This window comes from Sphingomonas soli NBRC 100801, from assembly GCF_001591025.1.
Classification (GTDB): Bacteria; Pseudomonadota; Alphaproteobacteria; order Sphingomonadales; family Sphingomonadaceae; genus Sphingomonas; species Sphingomonas soli.
On sequence record NZ_BCTZ01000019.1, the window covers coordinates 95,790 to 115,321 of the forward strand.

Annotated in this window: 11 protein-coding genes, 1 tRNA gene, 2 rRNA genes and 1 pseudogene; 10 read left to right on the top strand and 5 right to left on the bottom strand. The window is 61.8% G+C overall.

Annotated elements, in window-relative coordinates; translation table 11 throughout:
• Nucleotides 1-245: 245 nt before the first annotated feature.
• From SSO01S_RS14630 to SSO01S_RS14660, 7 genes are all read left to right on the top strand, one after another.
• A 23S ribosomal RNA gene (locus SSO01S_RS14630) occupies nucleotides 246-3,041 on the top strand.
• Nucleotides 3,042-3,170: 129 nt separating this feature from the next.
• Nucleotides 3,171-3,285: ribosomal RNA gene (gene rrf / locus SSO01S_RS14635) — 5S ribosomal RNA — on the top strand.
• Between the two features lie 77 nt (nucleotides 3,286-3,362).
• Nucleotides 3,363-3,439 (top strand) — tRNA-Met (locus tag SSO01S_RS14640).
• A gap of 243 nt (nucleotides 3,440-3,682) precedes the next feature.
• A complete protein-coding gene (locus SSO01S_RS14645) occupies nucleotides 3,683-4,579 on the top strand; it encodes a TauD/TfdA dioxygenase family protein (protein WP_066800165.1) in 897 nt (298 codons plus the stop codon).
• Between the two features lie 517 nt (nucleotides 4,580-5,096).
• Nucleotides 5,097-5,558 (top strand): (2Fe-2S)-binding protein, encoded by a 462-nt coding sequence (locus SSO01S_RS14650; protein WP_066800167.1) that lies wholly within the window; start codon nucleotides 5,097-5,099, stop codon nucleotides 5,556-5,558.
• A 2-nt stretch (nucleotides 5,559-5,560) separates the two neighbouring features.
• Nucleotides 5,561-7,699: a xanthine dehydrogenase family protein molybdopterin-binding subunit gene (locus tag SSO01S_RS14655; RefSeq protein WP_066800170.1), complete on the top strand. Its 2,139-nt coding sequence runs from the start codon at nucleotides 5,561-5,563 to the stop codon at nucleotides 7,697-7,699.
• Entirely contained in the window at nucleotides 7,696-8,313 is a 618-nt protein-coding gene (locus SSO01S_RS14660) for an Isoquinoline 1-oxidoreductase subunit (protein ID WP_066800172.1), read from the top strand. Before SSO01S_RS14655 ends, SSO01S_RS14660 begins: the two co-directional genes overlap by 4 nt.
• A gap of 373 nt (nucleotides 8,314-8,686) precedes the next feature.
• Here SSO01S_RS14660 and SSO01S_RS14665 read toward each other — a convergent pair whose 3' ends face one another.
• Nucleotides 8,687-9,169: a rhodanese-like domain-containing protein gene (locus SSO01S_RS14665; protein WP_066800174.1), complete on the bottom strand. Its 483-nt coding sequence runs from the start codon at nucleotides 9,167-9,169 to the stop codon at nucleotides 8,687-8,689.
• Nucleotides 9,170-9,303: 134 nt separating this feature from the next.
• Between SSO01S_RS14665 and SSO01S_RS14670 the strand changes: the two genes are divergently transcribed.
• The 3 genes from SSO01S_RS14670 (at nucleotide 9,304) to SSO01S_RS14680 (ending at nucleotide 14,716) form a co-directional block, all read left to right on the top strand.
• Nucleotides 9,304-10,743 (top strand): amino acid permease, encoded by a 1,440-nt coding sequence (locus SSO01S_RS14670; protein ID WP_066800184.1) that lies wholly within the window; start codon nucleotides 9,304-9,306, stop codon nucleotides 10,741-10,743.
• A gap of 404 nt (nucleotides 10,744-11,147) precedes the next feature.
• A complete protein-coding gene (locus SSO01S_RS14675) occupies nucleotides 11,148-14,123 on the top strand; it encodes a TonB-dependent receptor (RefSeq protein WP_066800187.1) in 2,976 nt (991 codons plus the stop codon).
• A 113-nt stretch (nucleotides 14,124-14,236) separates the two neighbouring features.
• On the top strand, nucleotides 14,237-14,716 hold the full coding sequence (locus SSO01S_RS14680) for an FKBP-type peptidyl-prolyl cis-trans isomerase (RefSeq protein ID WP_245646804.1): 480 nt from the start codon (nucleotides 14,237-14,239) through the stop codon (nucleotides 14,714-14,716).
• A gap of 45 nt (nucleotides 14,717-14,761) precedes the next feature.
• Here SSO01S_RS14680 and SSO01S_RS14685 read toward each other — a convergent pair whose 3' ends face one another.
• The 4 genes and pseudogenes from SSO01S_RS14685 to SSO01S_RS18135 all read right to left on the bottom strand — a co-directional run.
• Nucleotides 14,762-15,121 (bottom strand): hypothetical protein, encoded by a 360-nt coding sequence (locus SSO01S_RS14685; RefSeq protein ID WP_066800191.1) that lies wholly within the window; start codon nucleotides 15,119-15,121, stop codon nucleotides 14,762-14,764.
• Complete coding sequence (gene acnA / locus SSO01S_RS14690) at nucleotides 15,118-17,787, bottom strand: aconitate hydratase AcnA (RefSeq protein WP_066800194.1); 2,670 nt, start codon at nucleotides 17,785-17,787, stop codon at nucleotides 15,118-15,120. Before acnA ends, SSO01S_RS14685 begins: the two co-directional genes overlap by 4 nt.
• Nucleotides 17,788-18,057: 270 nt before the next feature.
• Nucleotides 18,058-18,891, bottom strand: coding sequence for a CFI-box-CTERM domain-containing protein (locus SSO01S_RS17800; protein ID WP_066800197.1), 834 nt, complete (start codon nucleotides 18,889-18,891; stop codon nucleotides 18,058-18,060).
• A gap of 78 nt (nucleotides 18,892-18,969) precedes the next feature.
• Nucleotides 18,970-19,035 (bottom strand): annotated as a pseudogene (locus SSO01S_RS18135) (zinc-ribbon domain-containing protein); the annotation flags it as partial.
• Nucleotides 19,036-19,532 lie beyond the last annotated feature (497 nt).

A 19,532-nucleotide genomic window follows, 5' to 3' on the forward strand; every position in this document is an offset into this window, starting at 1 on the left:
TAGGAGCGGCCATACGGTCTTACGAGACCGTAGCTTTTTGACATTGTGAATGGGTTTTTAAATCGATGCCGTGATGGCGTTGGTTTTTTGCATCGGATTTTCGGATCCGGTTCGGGGAACTGATGCCTGAACAAACAAGCTGAGATTAAAATTATCCGCACCAAACAAACCACGTGACACTGCTCTGCCGAGTTTCGTGTCGGTTTTCGAACCGATCCAGTGTTGTCGTTGGTGGTGTGGACTCTCAAGCGTGAGGTAAGGGCAATTCGTGGATGCCTTGGCATGTACAGGCGATGAAGGACGTGGCACGCTGCGATAAGCGTCGGGGAGCTGTGAGCAGGCTTTGATCCGACGATTTCCGAATGGGGAAACCCACCTATCCCGATTATTTCTTTCGTGAACTTGTTCACGGCGGGAGTAATTGGGGCGAGGTATCACTTAGCTGAATAAAATAGGCTTCGTGAAGCGAACCCGGCGAACTGAAACATCTCAGTAGCCGGAGGAAAAGACATCAACCGAGATTCCGTTAGTAGTGGCGAGCGAACGCGGACCAGGCCAGTGCCTTCAATTCAAGTAGCAGAACAGTCTGGAAAGGCTGACCGTAGCGGGTGACAGTCCCGTATGCGAAACTGATGTTGAAGGACTTGAGTAGGGCGGGACACGTGTAATCCTGTCTGAACATAGGGGGACCACCCTCTAAGCCTAAATACTCGTACATGACCGATAGCGAACTAGTACCGTGAGGGAAAGGTGAAAAGCACCCCGATGAGGGGAGTGAAACAGTACCTGAAACGGATTGCCTACAAGCAGTGGGAGCCTCTTTATGGGGTGACCGCGTACCTCTTGCATAATGGGTCTGTGACTTAATGTACCAAGCAAGCTTAAGCCGATAGGTGTAGGCGCAGCGAAAGCGAGTCTGAATAGGGCGAATTAGTTTGGTGTATTAGACCCGAAACCCGGCGATCTAGGCATGACCAGGATGAAGGTGAGGTAACACTCACTGGAGGTCCGAACCGATTAACGTTGAAAAGTTACCGGATGAGTTGTGTTTAGGGGTGAAAGGCCAATCAAGCCGGGAAATAGCTGGTTCTCCGCGAAAACTATTGAGGTAGTGCCTCGGATGGACACCCTAGGGGGTAGAGCACTGGATGGATGCGGGGGTCGCGAGATCTACCAATTCTAACCAAACTCCGAATACCTAGGAGTGATATCCGGGAGACAGACGGCGGGTGCTAAGGTCCGTCGTCAAAAGGGAAACAGCCCTGACCTACAGCTAAGGTCCCCAAGTCATCACTAAGTGGGAAAGCATGTGGGAATCCCAAAACAACCAGGAGGTTGGCTTAGAAGCAGCCATCCTTTAAAGAAAGCGTAACAGCTCACTGGTCTAAATAAGGGTTCCTGCGGCGAAGATGTAACGGGGCTAAAGTGATGCACCGAAGCTTAGGATGTGATCGTAAGATCACGTGGTAGCGGAGCGTTCCGTAAGCCTGTGAAGCAGTCTGGTAATGGGCTGTGGAGGTATCGGAAGTGCGAATGCAGACATGAGTAGCGATAAAAAGGGTGAGATGCCCTTTCGCCGAAAGACCAAGGGTTCCTGCGCAAGGCTAATCCGCGCAGGGTGAGCCGGCCCCTAAGACGAGCCCGAAGGGGGTAGTCGATGGGAACCACGTTAATATTCGTGGGCCTGGTGGTGTGTGACGGATCCCGTGTGTTGTATGTCCTTATCGGATTGGACATGCTTCGAAGGGGTCCCAGGAAATAGCCCCACCGTATAGACCGTACCCGAAACCGACACAGGTGGTCAGGTAGAGTATACCAAGGCGCTTGAGAGAAGTGTCCTGAAGGAACTCGGCAAATTGCCTCCGTACCTTCGGAAGAAGGAGGCCCTCATTTTGCGCAAGCAGATTGAGGGGGCACAGGCCAGGGGGTAGCGACTGTTTAGCAAAAACACAGGGCTCTGCTAAGTCGGCTTCAAGACGACGTATAGGGCCTGACGCCTGCCCGGTGCCTGAAGGTTAAGTGGAGGAGTGCAAGCTCCGAAATGAAGCCCAGGTAAACGGCGGCCGTAACTATAACGGTCCTAAGGTAGCGAAATTCCTTGTCGGGTAAGTTCCGACCTGCACGAATGGCGTAACGACTTCCCCACTGTCTCCAGGACATGCTCAGCGAAATTGAATTCTCCGTGAAGATGCGGAGTACCCGCGGTTAGACGGAAAGACCCCGTGCACCTTTACTGCAGCTTCAGAGTGGCATTAGGAAGGAACTGTGTAGAATAGGTGGGAGGCTTTGAAGCACTGGCGCCAGCCGGTGTGGAGCCACAATGTGAAATACCACCCTGTTGTTTTCTGATGTCTAACCTGCATCCATGAAACTGGATGAGGGACCCTCTGTGGCGGGTAGTTTGACTGGGGCGGTCGCCTCCTAAAGAGTAACGGAGGCGCGCGAAGGTTGGCTCAGGCCGGTTGGAAACCGGCTGTTAGAGTGCAATGGCATAAGCCAGCCTGACTGCGAGACTGACAAGTCGAGCAGAGACGAAAGTCGGTCATAGTGATCCGGTGGTCCCTCGTGGAAGGGCCATCGCTCAACGGATAAAAGGTACGCCGGGGATAACAGGCTGATAACCCCCAAGAGCTCATATCGACGGGGTTGTTTGGCACCTCGATGTCGGCTCATCACATCCTGGGGCTGGAGCAGGTCCCAAGGGTTTGGCTGTTCGCCAATTAAAGTGGTACGTGAGCTGGGTTCAGAACGTCGCGAGACAGTTTGGTCCCTATCTGCCGTGGGCGTCGAAATTTGAGAGGAGTTGACCCTAGTACGAGAGGACCGGGTTGAACATACCTCTGGTGTACCAGTCGTCGTGCCAACGGCGCAGCTGGGTAGCTATGTATGGACGGGATAACCGCTGAAAGCATCTAAGCGGGAAGCCTCCCTCGAGATAAGATTTCTTAGGACGGTGAGAGACCATCACCTTGATAGATCGGATGTGGAAGCGTGGTAACATGTGGAGCTAACCGATACTAATTGTCCTATTCGCGCTTGAGAGTCTCACCATCAATGTCAGCATTGGTTCGTCCAAGGCTTGGCTGATTGTGGATAATCATCGCAGCTTGTTTGCCCAAACAGGTGCGCATCGATTTAAAACCCTTACCCGCATTGCACCGGCTTCATTGCTTGGTGACCATAGCGTCTGTGCCCCACCCGATCCCATCTCGAACTCGGCCGTGAAACCAGACAGCGCCGATGGTACTATCGCTTAAGCGATGGAAGAGTAGGTCGTCGCCAGGCATTGAAGCCGGTGCAGCGCGGGAAAGAGGTATAAGCCCATTCACATGTTTTTTGCGGGGCCGCCCGCCAACCTTTGGCGCGGGATGGAGCAGCCCGGTAGCTCGTCAGGCTCATAACCTGAAGGTCGCAGGTTCAAATCCTGCTCCCGCAACCAACGGCCCCGCAGCCCATGCCGCAAGTCAGCCAGTCCTCCGGACTGGCTTTTGTTGCGTCATCTCGTCAGGCTCATAACTTGAAGGTCGCAGGTTCAAATCCTGCTCCCGCAACCAACGCGACATTCTACAAAAGCCGCTGACCCATTGGTCGGCGGCTTTTGTCGTTCTAGCGCTTCCAAATATCTCCTATCTCGACATTTGCGCGAAGCGGGGCGAGCATCGCCCGCAGCGAGGAGGCTGAGATGGCGACCATGTTGTTCCAGGAAACCGACCTGACCGAGCGCGCGGCGCGGCTGGGCATCACCATCGCGCCTTCGACGCCGACGATCGGCGCGGAGATTTCGGGGCTCGACCTTGATGCGCCGCTGAGCGACGCGCAGGCCGAGATCGTCCGCGAGGCGTGGCTGACGCACAAGGTGATCTTCTTCCGCGACCAGGACATCAGCTATGAAAGCCATCTCCGGCTTGGCCGCCTGTTCGGCGAGCTGGAGGGGCATCCGGTGATCCCGCATGTCGAGGGCTATCCGCATGTGCTGATCATCAAGGGCGTTGAGGGCGTTACCCCGACTTCCGAGACGATCGAGCAGTTCAAGGCCTATAACAAATGGCACACTGACGTGACGTTTCGCGAGAAGCCCTCGATCGCGTCGGTGCTGCGCATGCGGCTGATGCCGGCGCTGGGCGGCGACACGATGTGGGCGGACATGGCGGCGGTCTATACCGGGCTGCCCGACGCGGTGAAGGATCGCATCGCCGATCTGGATGCGGAGCATGACATCATCCAGAGCTTTGGCGGGCGCGTGAGCGAGGAGCGCAAGGCGCAGCTCGCGCAGGCCTTCTCGCCGGTGCGCCACCCGGTGGTGCGTACGCATCCCGAAACGGGCGAGAAGATCGTCTATGTGAACCACACCTTCACCTCGCGCATCCTGGGCGTGGAGAAGGAAGAGAGCGATGCGCTGCTCACGCTGATCTATGACCGGGTGAAGGTGCCCGAATATCAGGTGCGCTTCCGCTGGACGCCGAATGCGATCGGGATCTGGGACAATCGCTCGACCCAGCATTATGCGGTGGGCGATTACTGGCCGGCCGAGCGCATCCTTGAGCGGGTGACGGCATCGGGCGACGTGGTGTCGCGCTGAACGCGTTGAAGCGCGGCATGCTGCCAATCTGAGGGCGGAGCGCCAAACCTTCCCAGCCCGCGATGCTGCGATGACGGCGCGCATTATGCTGCGGATATGCTGCACGGTTCGTTGCGCGCGGAATGCCGCCAGTTGCGCGGTAAGATATTGATATGGCGTTGCAATATGAAGGTGTACGGCGCGGGGCGGCGCTTGCCGGAACCGTGATGCCACCGAGAATTGCTGCCCGCCCGGCACTCCCGAAGCGCGTGGGCGATCGTGCTGCGCGGGAAGACGGCCGGGGGCACGGGGCATTGGTGCCTTGCCCTGGAAAGGGCGCGGCGCGGGCTCCGGCCAGAGGGCCGGCCTCGCCCGACAAGCGCGCGGCGGGGCTCACCCATCCGATGGCGGATCCATCCCGCACGCTCGAAAAAGTGATCTGCTCGATGTCCGGGGGTGTCAGGCCAGGTATTTTTCGTTTCTCTGATGAAGTGAAGCGTGGCTATGAAGTGTAGATAGCGCTTCCCGGAGGACTCGTATGGCCACCGACTTCACGCTTAACGGCAAGCCGACGCGTTTCGACGGCGATCCTGAGACTCCTTTATTGTGGGTGCTGCGCGATCATCTGGGGCTGACGGGCACCAAATATGGCTGTGGCGTCGCACAATGCGGCGCATGCACCGTGCATCTCGACGGCAAGAGCCGCAGATCCTGTGTGACCCCGGTCAGCACGGTGGCGGGCAAGAACGTCACCACGATCGAAGGCGTGGAGGGCAAGACCGCCGAGGCGGTGCAAAGCGCATGGGTGGCGATCGACGTGCCGCAATGCGGCTTTTGCCAATCGGGGCAAGTGATGTCGGCGATCGCGCTGCTTGCGCAGAAGAAGCGCGTGACCGACGAGGATATCGATAATGCGATGGCGGGGAATATCTGCCGCTGCGCCACCTATGTGCGGATACGACAAGCGATCCATGACGCCTCCGCGAAGCTGGGAGCATAGCCATGCACGCATTGCTCCCCAGCCGCCGCGCTTTCCTGCAATCCTCCGGGCTGGTGCTCGGGCTCGCGCTGCCGATGCGCGGAGCGGCGAAAGCCGCGGCCACGGCCGTGCCTTTCGCACCGAACGCGTTCGTACGCGTCTCGACTGACAATCTAGTCACCGTGATCATCAAGCATATCGAGATGGGGCAGGGGCCGGCGACGGGCCTGGCCACGATCCTTGCGGACGAGATGGACGCGGACTGGAGCCAGATCCGCGTGGAGTTCGCGCCCGCGAACGACCCGCTCTACAAGAACCTCGCTTTCGGTACGATGGGGACGGGCGGCTCTTCCGCCATGTCGAACAGCTGGATGCAGATGCGCAATGCCGGTGCTTCGGCGCGCGCGATGCTGGCCGAGGCGGGGGCAAGGCGCTGGGGCGTGCCGGTATCGGCGGTGAAGGTATCGAAGGGCGTGGTCTCTTCGGGGACGCACAAAGCGAGCTTTGGCGAGCTGGCGGCGGACGCGGCCGGGCTCAAGCCGCCTGAAAAACCCATTCTCAAGACCCCGGATCAATGGACCCTGATCGGCACCGACCTGACCAAGGTGGACAGCGCGACCAAGACCGATGGCAGCGCGATGTTCACCATGGACATTCGCCGTCCGGGCATGGTGCACACCGCGATCCTGCACCCGCCGGCATTTGGCGGCAAAGCGAGCAAGGTTGTCGACGCCGCAGCGCTGGCAGTCCCCGGCGTGCTCGCGGTCAAGACGTTGCCGCAGGGCGTGGTCGTCTATGCCAAGGATAGCTATTCCGCGATGAAGGGCCGCGCGGCGCTCGACGTGACCTGGGACCTGAGCGCTGCCGAGACGCGGACGAGCGAGCAGCTCTACAATACCTTTGCCGAGGCGGCGTCCCAGCCGGGCAACAAGGTTGAGGCATCGGGCGATGTCGCGGCGGCGCTGAAGGGCGCGGCGAAGACCATCGAGGCGACCTATCTGTTCCCCTATCTCGCGCACGCGCCGATGGAGCCGATGGATGCCGTGATCGAGATGAAGGGCGGCAAGCTCGACGTCTGGATGGGCAGCCAGTTCCAGGTGGGCGAGCTCGGTGCGATCTGCGCCACCCTGGGGGTGAAGCCCGAGGATGCGGCGCTGCACGAGCAATATGCGGGTGGCAGCTTCGGGCGGCGGGTGACGCCGCTGATGGAGTTTGCGGTGGAAGCCGCCAGCGCGTTCAAGGCTTATGGCGGCGCTGCGCCGGTCAAGCATGTCTGGATGCGCGAGAACGATATCCGCGGCGGGCGCTATCGCCCGCTGACCGTGCACAAGGTGCGCGGCGGAATCGATGCGGCGGGCAATGTCGTTGGCTGGGAACAGGTGGCGGCGGCGCAGAGCTTTTTCAAGAACACGCCGATGGAGGCGATGGGCATCCAGAAGGGGATCGACGATTCGATCACCGAGGGGCTGGCGGACGCCTATCATTTCCCGAACAGCTATATCGGGCAGCACATCATGGAAGGCGGGGTGCCCACGCTCTGGTGGCGCTCAGTAGGCAACACCCACACCGCTTATGTGATGGAGACCTTCCTCGACGAACTGCTCGCTTTGGGGGGCAAGGATGCCGTGGCGGGAAGGCGGGCGCTGATGAAGGAAGCACGGCTGAAAGCGGTGTTGAGCAAGGTCGCCGAAATCGCCGATTGGGGCGGGAAGGTTGCCGCCGGCAGGGCGCGCGGCGTGGCTGCGTGGAAGAGCTTCGGCTCCTATGTCGCGCAGATCGCCGAAGTATCGGTGGGGCCGGAAGGCGTGCCCAAGGTCCACAAGGTGTGGTGTGCGGTGGATTGCGGCATTCCGATCAACCCGAATGTGATCCGTGCGCAGATCGAGGGCGGGATCGGCTATGGGCTGGGCCACGCACTCTATTCGGAAGTGGTGCTCGGCGAAGGCGGGGTAGTCCAGCAGGGTAATTTCGACAGCTATCGCAGCCTGAGGATCGGCGAGATGCCCGCGGTGGAAGTGGCGATCATCAAATCCACCGAGAGCCCGACCGGGATTGGCGAACCGGGACTGCCGCCCGCTGCGCCCGCGGTGGCCAATGCTTGGCGCAAGCTGACCGGAAAGACGGTCCGCAGACTTCCCTTCATCCATGGAGACAATGCATGAAGGGCGGGATCATAGCGCTCGGCGCTTCGGCGCTGCTCCTGCCGCTCGCGATTGCGGCAGCACCCGGGGAGAAGGCGGAAGGGCTGAAGCCGGCCAGCGCCTTTGCGGGCATTGCCGACAAGGATGCCCGCGCGGTGGCGATCTTCCAGGAGATGGGCAAGGTCATCCAGCATCCGCGCTGCGTGAACTGCCACCCACGCACCGACCGGCCGCTCTCTGGCGATGCGCAGACGCCGCATATCACGCCGGTGACGCGCGGGCCCGACGGGCATGGCGCTCCGGGGCTGGAATGCGCGACCTGTCACGGCCCGAGCAATGTGGCGTTCGCCAACGGCACGGGCAGCATTCCGGGGCATCCCGATTGGCACCTCGCGCCCAAATCCATGGCCTGGGAGGGCAAGTCGCTTGGGGAGATCTGCGAGCAGATCAAGGACAGGAAGCGCAACGGCGGCAAGTCGCTCGCGCAGATCGCAGAGCATCATGCGAAGGATGGGCTGGTGGGCTGGGGTTGGAATCCGGGGCCCGGGCGCACGCCGGTGCCAGGAACGCAGGCCGAGTTTGGCGAGCTGACGCGCGCGTGGATCGCGGCCGGGGCGAAGTGTCCGGCGGGGTGAGGCGGGAGCGGGTTGCGAACCCGTAACGGCAGCTTCGACACGGGCTAAACGAGCGAGATTGGGTGGGATGCCGATTTCCCCACGTTCACACCCGTCATCCCGGACTTGTTCCGGGATCTACCTGGCAGCACTCGATGGACAAGAGGTTCCAGCGTCAACACCCGCAGACTCGTGGACCCCGGAACATGTCCGGGGGGACGGAGGGAGGGGACGGTACGGTATCGACACCGGGCGGGCGCGCGGATCTGGGTGCGAGAAGTGCTGGCGGATGTAGATGCCGTCGTCCGCCACATCGTCGTTACCGCACGCGGCGAATACCCCTCCACCGCCTTCGGCGGTCCCCCTCCCCCTCCGGGGGAGGAATTGGGAGCGTTCAGCCCTTTACCCAGCCGACTTTGGGGTCGTTGAAGTCCACCACGTCGCGCAGTTCCCAGACATTGGCATAGCCATAGCCGACAAGGTTGATGAAGGTCTGGATGTTGAGCGCCAGAGGAGCAGCCTTGAGCGGCACGGGCGCGCGGCGGTTTGAGAAATTGTTGTTGCAGTAGATCAGGATCGGCCGGTTGCGATCAGGGCCCAGCACTTCGGCAAGCGCTTCTGCGGTGAAATCGGTGAGCGGGAGATTGACCGCGCCGGCGATATGCCCCGCGGCGAACTTATCCGCCGAGCGCGCGTCGAGGATCAGCGCACCTTTTTCCTTCGCCTTGGCCTGGAACGCCTCCATGCTCAGCAACCGCTGGGCGCGGATTGCGCGCACATCGCGGGAGAGCGCGGAGAATGCCGCATAGTCGATCTGGGGATTGGGATCTTCGGGAACGGCGAAGGCGAGTGCGAGCGCAGTGAGCAGGAGCGACATGACCGGGTTCCTTCGATTGGAAGCGCAAGAATATTCCGTCGTGCGGCTGCACCTGCGCTGAACGCGCCGCGAAACAATGTTGCGTGCGGAATCTATACCGCTACACCGGTTCGCCAGACCAAGGGGGATGAAGAATGGCCAGCTTGTTTCGCCTGAAGACGATCGTCGCGGCGCACGAACGCCCGGCGGAGCATCAGCTTCAGCGCACGCTTTCCTGGCCGCACCTTATCGCGCTGGGCGTGGGCGCGATCGTCGGCACGGGCATCCTTACGCTTATCGGCGTGGGCGTGGACCGGGCAGGGCCTGCGGTGATCCTGTCCTTTGCAGTGGCCGGGGCGATCTGTGCCTGCGCGGCGCTGGCCTATGCCGAAATGGCGACGATGATCCCCGCGTCGGGCAGCGCCTATACCTATAGCTATGCCGTGCTGGGCGAGATGATCGCCTGGATCGTCGGGTGGAGCCTGCTCGCGGAATATACGCTTGTGGTGGCGACGGTCGCAGTGGGCTGGTCGGGCTATGCGACGGGGTTCCTCGACGGGCTGGGCATACATCTGCCTGCCGCGCTGACGCATGGGCCGGTGATGGTGGATGGGGCGATCGCCGAATGGGGCGTCAATTTGCCGGCATTGTTCATCGTCGCGGTGGTGACGGGGCTGCTGCTGGTAGGCACCAAGGAAAGCGCCACGCTCAACGCGATCCTGGTGGTGGTGAAACTGATCGCGCTGGCCGTGTTCGTCGCGGTCGCGCTTCCGTATTTCGACGCTGCGAACCTGCAACCCTTCTCGCCCTTCGGCTTTGCCGCGCATCAGGTGGCGGGCGCCGACGGCGTGATGGTCGAACGCGGAGTGATGGCGGCGGCTGCGATCATCTTCTTCGCATTCTATGGCTTCGATGCGATCTCGACCGCAGCGGAAGAAGCAAAGAATCCGGGGCGCGATCTGGCGATCGGCATTGTCGGATCAATGCTGGTGTGCGTCGCGATCTACATGACCGTTGCGATCGCCGCAGTGGGTGCGCTGGCCTATACCCAGTTCGCCGGCAGCCCCGAGCCGCTGGCGCTGATCCTGCGCGGCATCGGCCAGCCGGGCGCCGCGACCTTCCTTGCGGCGAGCGCGGTGATCGCGCTGCCCACCGTCATTCTCGCCTTCCTATATGGCCAGAGCCGCATCTTCTTCGTGATGGCGCGCGACAATATGCTGCCCGGCAGCCTCGCCAAGCTTTCGAAGCGCGGCGCGCCGGTGCGGATCACGCTGTTCACCGCAGCCGTGGTGACCTTCTTCGCGGCGTTCTTCCCGATCGACCAGATCGCGGCACTGGCGAATGCGGGAACGCTGACGGCGTTTGCAGCGGTGGGCCTGTGCCTGCTGGTGATGCGCCACCGCGCGCCCGATGCGGTGCGGCCGTTCCGCACGCCCGCTGCATGGCTGGTGGGGCTGGGGGCGATGTTTGGTTGCCTCTATCTGTTCGTCAGCCTGCCGCACCAGACACAAATCCTGTTCGGGATCTGGAACCTGGTAGGGCTGGCGCTCTATTTCCTCTACTCGCGCCGCAACGTCAGCAAGGCCGGCATCTAGGGTTTGATCCTTCCGGGATAACTTTACCTTCGTCCCCGCGAAACGGTGACTACAGAGCCAAGCAGGGTTTCGCCCGGCAACTCTGGGTCCCTGCTTTCGCGGGGATGACGATTCAAGTGCCGGGATATCAATAAGCTGCGGGCCGACGGACCGGCGGATTTGCTTCATCGAGGTAGTGTGAAGGGCGCGCGGTGATCAGACGCGCCTGCCGCGGCTGTTCGCTTATTCCGAAAAACTCAGCATCCATGCGATGGGTGAATGCGTGTTGCAGTCATACCACACCATGACGCGCAAATGTGTCTGTGGCTTTACAAAATATTTCTACAGGCTCAGGGGTAGCTCCCGGCGCGGGAACGGCGCCGCCAATTTCGCCCCGCAGAGGGTGGCAATTCAGGGAGTCCAGTATGCAGCCGCGTTATCGTCATATTCTCCGTCGCGGCGCTGCGCCGCTCGCTCTGGCCCTGGGCCTGATCGCCAGCCCGGCCTTTGCTCAGACTGCGGCCCCCGCGCAGGACACTACCGCGCCCGCCGCCAGCGAGGACGAAGAGGCCATTGTCGTCACCGGCTCGCTGTTCCGTCGCACCGACACCGAAACGCCGTCGCCCGTCACGGTGCTGACCGCTGATTCGCTCGATAAGGCCGGCATCACCACGGTCGCCGATGCGATTCGCTCGGTTTCGGCCGATAGCGCCGGCTCGATCGGCGTCGGCTTCCAGAGCGGCTTCTCGGCGGGCGGTTCGGCCGTGTCGCTGCGCGGCCTTGGTGTTTCGTCGACGCTGGTGCTGGTCGACGGGCTGCGTTCGACCAACTTCCCGATCAGCGACGATGGCCATAACGCCTATGTCGATCTCAACTCGATCCCGTTCAGCCTGATCGAGCGCGTCGAAGTCCTGAAGGACGGCGCGTCGTCGAGCTATGGCGCGGACGCGATCGGCGGCGTGGTCAACCTGATTCTCAAGAAGCAGTTCGCCGGTGTCGAAGGTCGCGCCCAGGCAGGCGCTTCCGAAAAGGGCGATGCGGGCCATCAGCGGCTGACGCTCACCGCCGGCATCGGCGACTATGATACGCAGGGGTGGAATTTCTACCTCAACGGCGAATTCCAGCAGGACGGCCGCGTCAGCAATCACAGCCGCGGCTTCCCGTACAATAATCGCGACCTCACCTCGATCGGCGGCAACGACAATAACGCGGCGGACAATTCGCTGACGACGGCGACGCCGGACGCGGTGGTCGTGCGCGTCAACCAGTCGAACCTGAACAATCCGCTGACCGGCTCGGCCACCGCGCTCAGCACCCAGTTCCAGACGCTCAGCGCAAGCTGCGCGAACGGCACCTATACGCAGACCAGCGCGACGGTGAACGGCGTTGGCTGCAAGCACAACCTGGAGGACGAGTATTTCCAGCTCGCGCCGCTGCAGCGCAAATGGTCGATCAACGGCCGCGCCAGCGTTCGCATCTCGGACGATATCGAAGCGTATCTGACGGGCAGCTATTCCAACAGCTATGTCAGCATCCTCAACGCGCCGCGCGCGATCCGCAACACGCAGCCTTATGGCGGCGCTCCGTCGCTTGCCTCTAGCAACCCGGGCATCGTCCTGCCGGTGTGGATCTGCCCGTCGGGCGTGAACTGCGCGACGGTGGGCACGCCCGGCCGCACGCTCAACCCGAACAACCCATATGCCGCAGCCTATGCCGCCGATCCGGCGAACGGCGCCGCGCGCATCTATTATCTGTTCGGCGACATCCTGGCGGGAAGCGACCGCACCAACGAAGTCTATCGCTTCGCGGCGGGCCTGCACGGTACGTTCGGCGATGACTGGACCTGGAAGGTCGATGGCGTTTATGCCCGCGACGAGCTCAAGATCGTCCAGCACGGCTATCTGAACATCGCGAACCTGATGAACGCGATCAACACGGGTTCGTACAATTTCGTGAACCCGTCGCTCAACACGGCGGCGGTGCGCAACTTCATCGCGCCGGACAAGACCACGCCGTCTTATTCGCAGATGGTGTCGCTCGACGCGTCGATCACGAAGCGGCTGTTCGACCTGCCGGGCGGCCCGATGATGATCGCGATCGGCGGCCAGTTCCGCGACGAGAAGCTGGAGAACAACAACCAGAACGCCGCGCTGGATACCTATAGCCTGACCACCTCCTCGGCATTCGGCCAGCACACCGTGACGGCCGGCTATTTCGAGATCCAGGCACCGATCCTGACCACGCTCGAGGTCAACGCATCGGGCCGCTACGATCATTATTCGGAAGGGTTCGGCCGCTTTTCGCCCAAGATCGGCGTGAAGTTCACCCCGATCCGCCAGTTCGCAATCCGCGGCACCTATTCGCAGGGCTTCCGAGCACCGACCTTTGCGGAATCGGGCCCGCGCTCTTCCTATGCCGGCTTCGTGACCACGACTCCGCCCGCCAATTTCCAGGCGGCGCATGGCGGCACCACCAACCCGTACAGCCTCGCTTACTCGGTGGGCCGCGGATTTGTCGGCAATCCGAACCTGAAGCCGGAAACCTCGCGCAGCTTCACGGCCGGCGCGATCTTCGAGCCGTTCAAGTGGCTGAGCATGACGATCGACTATTACAATGTGAAGAAGTCGAACCTCATCGCGAACGGGCCGGACGCGGGCCGCGCGATCAGCGCTTATTACACCCAGAGCAACCTGGCCGCCGCGACCGCCGCAGTTGCCGCGATCGGGCCGGGCTATTCGGTCAACACGGTTGACGGCATCGATCCGCTGTTCCCGGCTGCGCTGCCTCGACTGCTGATCATCAACGCGCCGTTCGTGAACGTGAACAACGACCTGACGACCGGTCTGGACTTCTCGGCCACGGTTCGTGCACCGCTGGGCGATGGCGTGCGCCTGACCAGCCGCGTGGAGGCTACGCATGTGATGCTCTACAACCGTCATACCACGACGGGTGTCCAGCGCTTTGCCGGTACGCTTGGGCCGTACGACCTGTCTTCGGGCAACGGCACGCCGAGCTGGCGCGGCAACTGGCAGACCACGCTCGACATGGATGATTTCTCGCTGAGCGCGACGGCCTATTATGTCGGCAAGATCAAGGCGGTGGCGACCGATCAGGGCAATCTGTCCACGTCGTGCACGGCCAGCCTCTACAAGGCGCCGCTGGCGAGCGACCCGAACAGCGAGCGCTTCTGCTATGTGAAGGACTTCGTGACCGTCGACGCCAATGCGACGTGGCGCGTGAACGACGACTTCACCTTCTATGTGAACGTGGGCAACCTGTTCAACGCGAAGGCACCGATCGCGCCGGCATCCTATGCCAGCTCGCCGAACTTCCTGACCACCTGGCATTATGCCGGTCTGATCGGGCGCAAGTTCACGGCAGGCGCTTCGTTCCGCTTCTGATATACACGTACCTCGCAAACTTTGACGGCGGCTCCTCCCGGGGCCGCCGTTTTCTTGTGGGTCGGCGCGAGGGCCGCTAAGCGGGCGCAGGTAATTTCAGGAGGATCGATCCGGTGAAGCGCTTGATGATGGTTGGTGCGGTGGCCCTGCTCTGGAGCACCAGCGCGTGCGCGCAGCGCGGGGCGGATCCGTCGCAGGATCCCGATTGGCCGCTGCGCCAGCAAAAGGCACTTACCGGGCTGAGCGCGAGCGATGGCTGGCAGACCGCGCAGGGGGGCGTGCGCTGGCGGCGGATCAAGGGCGACGGCAGCGGTGCGCACCCGACCGTCGCGGACACGGTGACGCTGCATTATGCGGGCACGCTGACCACCGGCACCGAATTCGACAGTTCGTACAAGCGCGGCGAGCCTGCCACATTCCCGCTGGGTGCGCTGATCGAGGGCTGGCAGATCGCGGTGCCGCTGATGGGCGTGGGCGATGTGTTTGAAATCGCGGTGCCTGCGGATCTCGGTTACGGCCCGGTCACGCGGGGCGAAATTCCAGGCGGTGCGACCCTGTTCTTCAAGATCGAACTGCTGGGGATCGGGGGCTAAAATCGCCTTCCGTTAGGACGGCGCCCGCCCAATCGATCCGCCAGGTCAGGATTTGCAGATAAGCTTCTGGAGGATGAGCCCTTGTTCGTCCTCCAGCGATTGCGGCTGCGTGCCGGGAGGGATGTCTTCGGACGCCACGGTTTGGCCGTCCTTGATCCGGCGCACGTGCCGAATCTCGACCGTCTTGCCGGCGCAATCGGCCGCGCTGTCGACGTAAAGCAGCCCCTCGACATTCGGCATGGAGAAGCGAATGCGGAAGTGCGTGATCGCACCCTCCAGCCGGATGCTGTCCATATCGATCCAGAATTGTGCGCCGGCGTCACCGACTCCCTCGACCGCGCGCCAGTCCTCGGCAGGCGCAGACGAGAGCGCCAGCGCCGCCGAGGCCAGGAACGCGGCAATCACGCTGCCAGGTTCCGCAGAACGTATTGCAGGATGCCGCCGTGGAGGAAATATTCCAGCTCGTTGACGGTATCGATGCGGCAGCGGGTCATGAACGTTTCGACCGTGCCATCCTCGCGGGTGAGCGTCACTTCCACATCCTGGCGCGGGCGGATCTTCGCCACGTCCTTGATCGTGTACATGTCGCTGCCCTTGAGCTTCAGGCTCTCGCGGCTCAGGCCGTCTGCGAACTGGAGCGGGAGGATGCCCATGCCGACCAGGTTCGAACGGTGGATACGCTCGAAGCTTTCGGTGATCACGGCGCGGACGCCGAGAAGGTTGGTGCCCTTCGCCGCCCAGTCGCGCGACGAGCCGGTGCCATATTCCTTGCCGGCGATGATGACGAGCGGGGTGCCGTCCGCCTTGTGGCGCATCGCCGCGTCGTAGATCGGCATGACCTGACCGCCATAGCGGGTCATGCCGCCTTCGATGCCGGGGACCATTTCGTTCTTGATGCGGATGTTGGCGAAAGTGCCGCGGACCATCACTTCATCGTTGCCGCGACGGGCACCGTAGCTGTTGAAATCCTTGCGATTTACCTGGCGCTCCTGGAGGAACGTGCCCGCAGGGCTGTCCGCCTTGATCGATCCGGCCGGCGAAATATGGTCGGTCGTGATCGAATCTCCCAATATTGCCAATGGCTTAGCGTCGATGATGTCGTTGACGGGCGCGGGCGTCATGGTCATGCCGGCGAAGTAGGGCGGGTTGTGGATATAGGTCGAACCCGCGCGCCAGGCGTAAGTATCTGAAACTTCTACGTTAATCTTGCGCCAATGGTCGTCGCCAGCGTAAACGTTGGAATATCTCGCGCGGAACATGCGGTCGTCGATGTTGGCGGCCATCAGGTCTGCGATTTCCTGGTTCGTGGGCCAGATGTCCTTGAGGTACACAGGCCCGTCCGTCCCTTCGCCCAGCGGCGTTTCGTACATGTCCTCGGTCACCGTGCCCTTGAGCGCATAGGCGACCACCAGCGGCGGCGAGGCGAGGAAATTGGCGCGCACGTCCGGCGACACGCGGCCCTCGAAGTTGCGGTTGCCCGACAGCACCGACGCCGCGACGATATCATTGCCGTTGATCGCAGCCGAGATCGGCTCCGCCAGCGGACCCGAATTGCCGATGCAGGTGGTGCAGCCATAGCCGACCAGGTTGAACCCGATCGCGTCGAGATCCTCGCTCAGCCCGGCCTTGTTCAGATAATCGGTCACGACCTGCGAGCCGGGGGCCAGCGAGGTCTTCACCCAGGGCTTGCGCGTCAGGCCGAGCGCGCGCGCCTTGCGCGCCACCAGACCCGCGGCGACCAGCACCGAGGGATTCGACGTGTTGGTGCAGCTCGTGATCGCCGCGATCACCACATCGCCATCGCCGATATCGTGGCTGGCGCCCTCAACCGGCACGCGCGCGGGCTGCTCCTTCTTGTAGACCTTGAGCAGGTCGCCGTTGAACACCTCATCGACGCTGTCGAGGCTAACGCGGTCCTGCGGACGCTTCGGGCCGGCAAGGCTGGGCTTCACGGTCGACATGTCGAGCTCGAGCGTATCGGTGAAGATCGGCTCGGGGCTGCTCTCATCGTGCCACATGCCCTGCGCCCTGGCATAGGCCTCGACCAGCGCGATCGTCTCGTCCGGGCGGCCGGTGAGGCGCAGATAATCCATCGCGCGCTCGTCGATCGGGAAGAAGCCGCAGGTCGCGCCATATTCGGGCGCCATGTTGGCGATCGTCGCACGATCCGCCAGCGTCATCGCGGTCAGGCCGGGCCCATAGAATTCAACGAAGCGGCCGACCACGCCGCGTGCGCGCAGCATCTGGGTGACGGTGAGCACCAGATCGGTGGCGGTGATGCCCTCGGCCAGCTTGCCGGTGAGCTTGAACCCGACGACTTCGGGGATCAGCATCGAAACCGGCTGGCCGAGCATGGCGGCTTCCGCCTCGATCCCGCCCACGCCCCAGCCGAGCACGCCCAGGCCGTTGACCATCGTGGTGTGGCTGTCGGTGCCGACCAGCGTATCGGGATAGGCCACCGTCTCGCCCGACGCGTCCTTCGACGACCAGATCGACTGCGAGATATATTCGAGGTTCACCTGGTGGCAGATGCCGGTGCCGGGGGGGACGACCGAGAAATTGTCGAGCGCCTTCGAACCCCATTTCAGGAACTCATAGCGCTCATTGTTGCGCTCATACTCGATTTCCACGTTCTGCTCGAACGCCTTGGGGCTGCCGAACTCGTCGACCATCACCGAGTGATCGATGACGAGGTGGACGGGCACCTGCGGATTGATCTTCGCCGCATCGCCGCCCAGCGAGGTGATCGCATCGCGCATCGCCGCCAGATCGACGACGCAGGGAACGCCGGTGAAATCCTGCATCAGAACGCGCGCGGGGCGATACTGGATCTCGCGGTTCGAACGGGCATCCTTCTGCCAATCGACGATCGCCTGCGCGTCCTCGCGCGTGACGGTCTTGCCGTCCTCGAAGCGGAGCATGTTTTCGAGGAGCACCTTCATCGAGAAGGGCAGGCGCGAAATGTCGCCGAGCTTCGCTGCGGCCTTGGGCAGCGAATAGAAGCTGTAGGTGTTCGCGCCAACGCTCAGCGTGTCGCGGGTTCCGAGTGCATTGTTGCCGACGGCGGTCATTTGGCGCGGGTCCTTCCCTGTTTGTGCCTCGCAGCGGGGGCGGACGGGGAGGCGGGCCCAGGGAGCCCGCGCGAGCGCGCCGGTACTGCGGATGCGAAGAGTCGGGGGTGCCCTTAGCGCGCGGAGGGGGGGAGGGGAAGGGGAGGGGTTCCAGGGGCTATTGCGTGGTGAGTGGGGAATGTAGGCCGGGTAGAATGCTCTAAATATAGCCGCCCGGACTCCGAAGGGCGGATTTTGGTCGTCGGAGACAGAAAAATGCTCCGAAATAGGTCATCGCAGCCTGCGTGAAGTAACCGTCACTGCCGGACGAACGAGGAGAAAGTAGGCAATGCGCCTGCGAAGGGGTGATCTCCCGACGAACGCCGCAAGCGTTGGGCCGAAGCGATAGTACCATGATATTGCCACCCGCCCCACAGGTCGCTTCAACAGCCATCGGTCTCTAAAATTTCTCAACGCAATGACATCAGGATGTGAGGCATCACCCATTGCCGCTGTAACCACGAAGCAGGCTCCGCCCTGTTTTTTCTCAATTGCGGGCGGCTGATATGCGTCATCGATCTGACGCAGGCTTGCGACCGCTCGATCCATTATGCCGCGTAGCGTTTCCTCGTACTGCGGTGATATGGCGTGCACCCCAGAAACGTTATGAATGTTGTCCCAATACTTATACCCTTCGATATTGTCCTTCGTAAGATGGACAATGTTTTCTAGAACAATCCTATTGCTCGGATCCCAATCGTGTGCTTGTTCAAGGGCTTCCAGCATTTGAGCCGTCTGGTTGATATAGCTAGACCAAGTTTGATCCAGAGCGGCGTACTCTTCCATATGGTTGCGCGACATTGCATACAGCGCCGAAATGATCTTATTTATTTCCTCTACGGCCGTTTGGATTACGGCGTCACGGTTCTCGCCAGCGGTGGCGATCGCATGTTGGAATGCAATCAGGCCCTCCGCGACCCTAAAGGTAGCCAACGAAGACTGCCAGGACGCGGATCGACCCTTGCCGAGCCAAGCCTCGGTAATCGCAGGATCTATTTCCAGTACACGATTGTAGTATTCCAACGCCTCCGCGTTGTTCGCACCAAGTTCTGCCGTTTTTGCCATTCCCAGAAGAGTTTCAACATTTCGCGGATCTCGAATCCCGCTCGTGGTGGTTAGCGTCTCGACGGATCTAGAGGGTGTTCCGCATTCACCGCAAAATTTTTCGGTTCCACGAAGTTGATTTCCGCACTCGGTGCAATGAGCCATAGCCTCGCGATCCCCCGATCAACTCCGCACAAGTTATAATTTTTGATCTCTCATGCAAGTTTACTCTTTGCCAGAGGATCCATTTTTACGAGATCACATCGAATTCGTGTCTGATGTTTATTATAGACGTCGTGCCCTGGTTGCGTGGCTCTTTGGGCATCTTTAGCCGTGCCCCATTGGGCGAATACCCCTCCACCACGCCCTTCGGGCGCGGTTCCCCTCCCCCTCCGGGGGAGGATTTTTTGGGGGCGGGCGGGGCGTGTGGGTGGCTAGGCTTGGCACCCCGTCCTTATGCCGGGGTCCACGGTGTCACGGACATCGCCGTTTAGACCGCTTGCCCATCGCTCGCTGCCTGTCGGATCCCGGCACAGGGCCGGGATGACGGTTGGGGGTGGGGCTGCGGTTTGGCTTTGAACGTCATCGGGTGCGCTTGTGGCGAATACCCCTCCACCACGCCCTTTGGGCGCGGTTCCCCTCCCCCTCCGGGGGAGGATTTT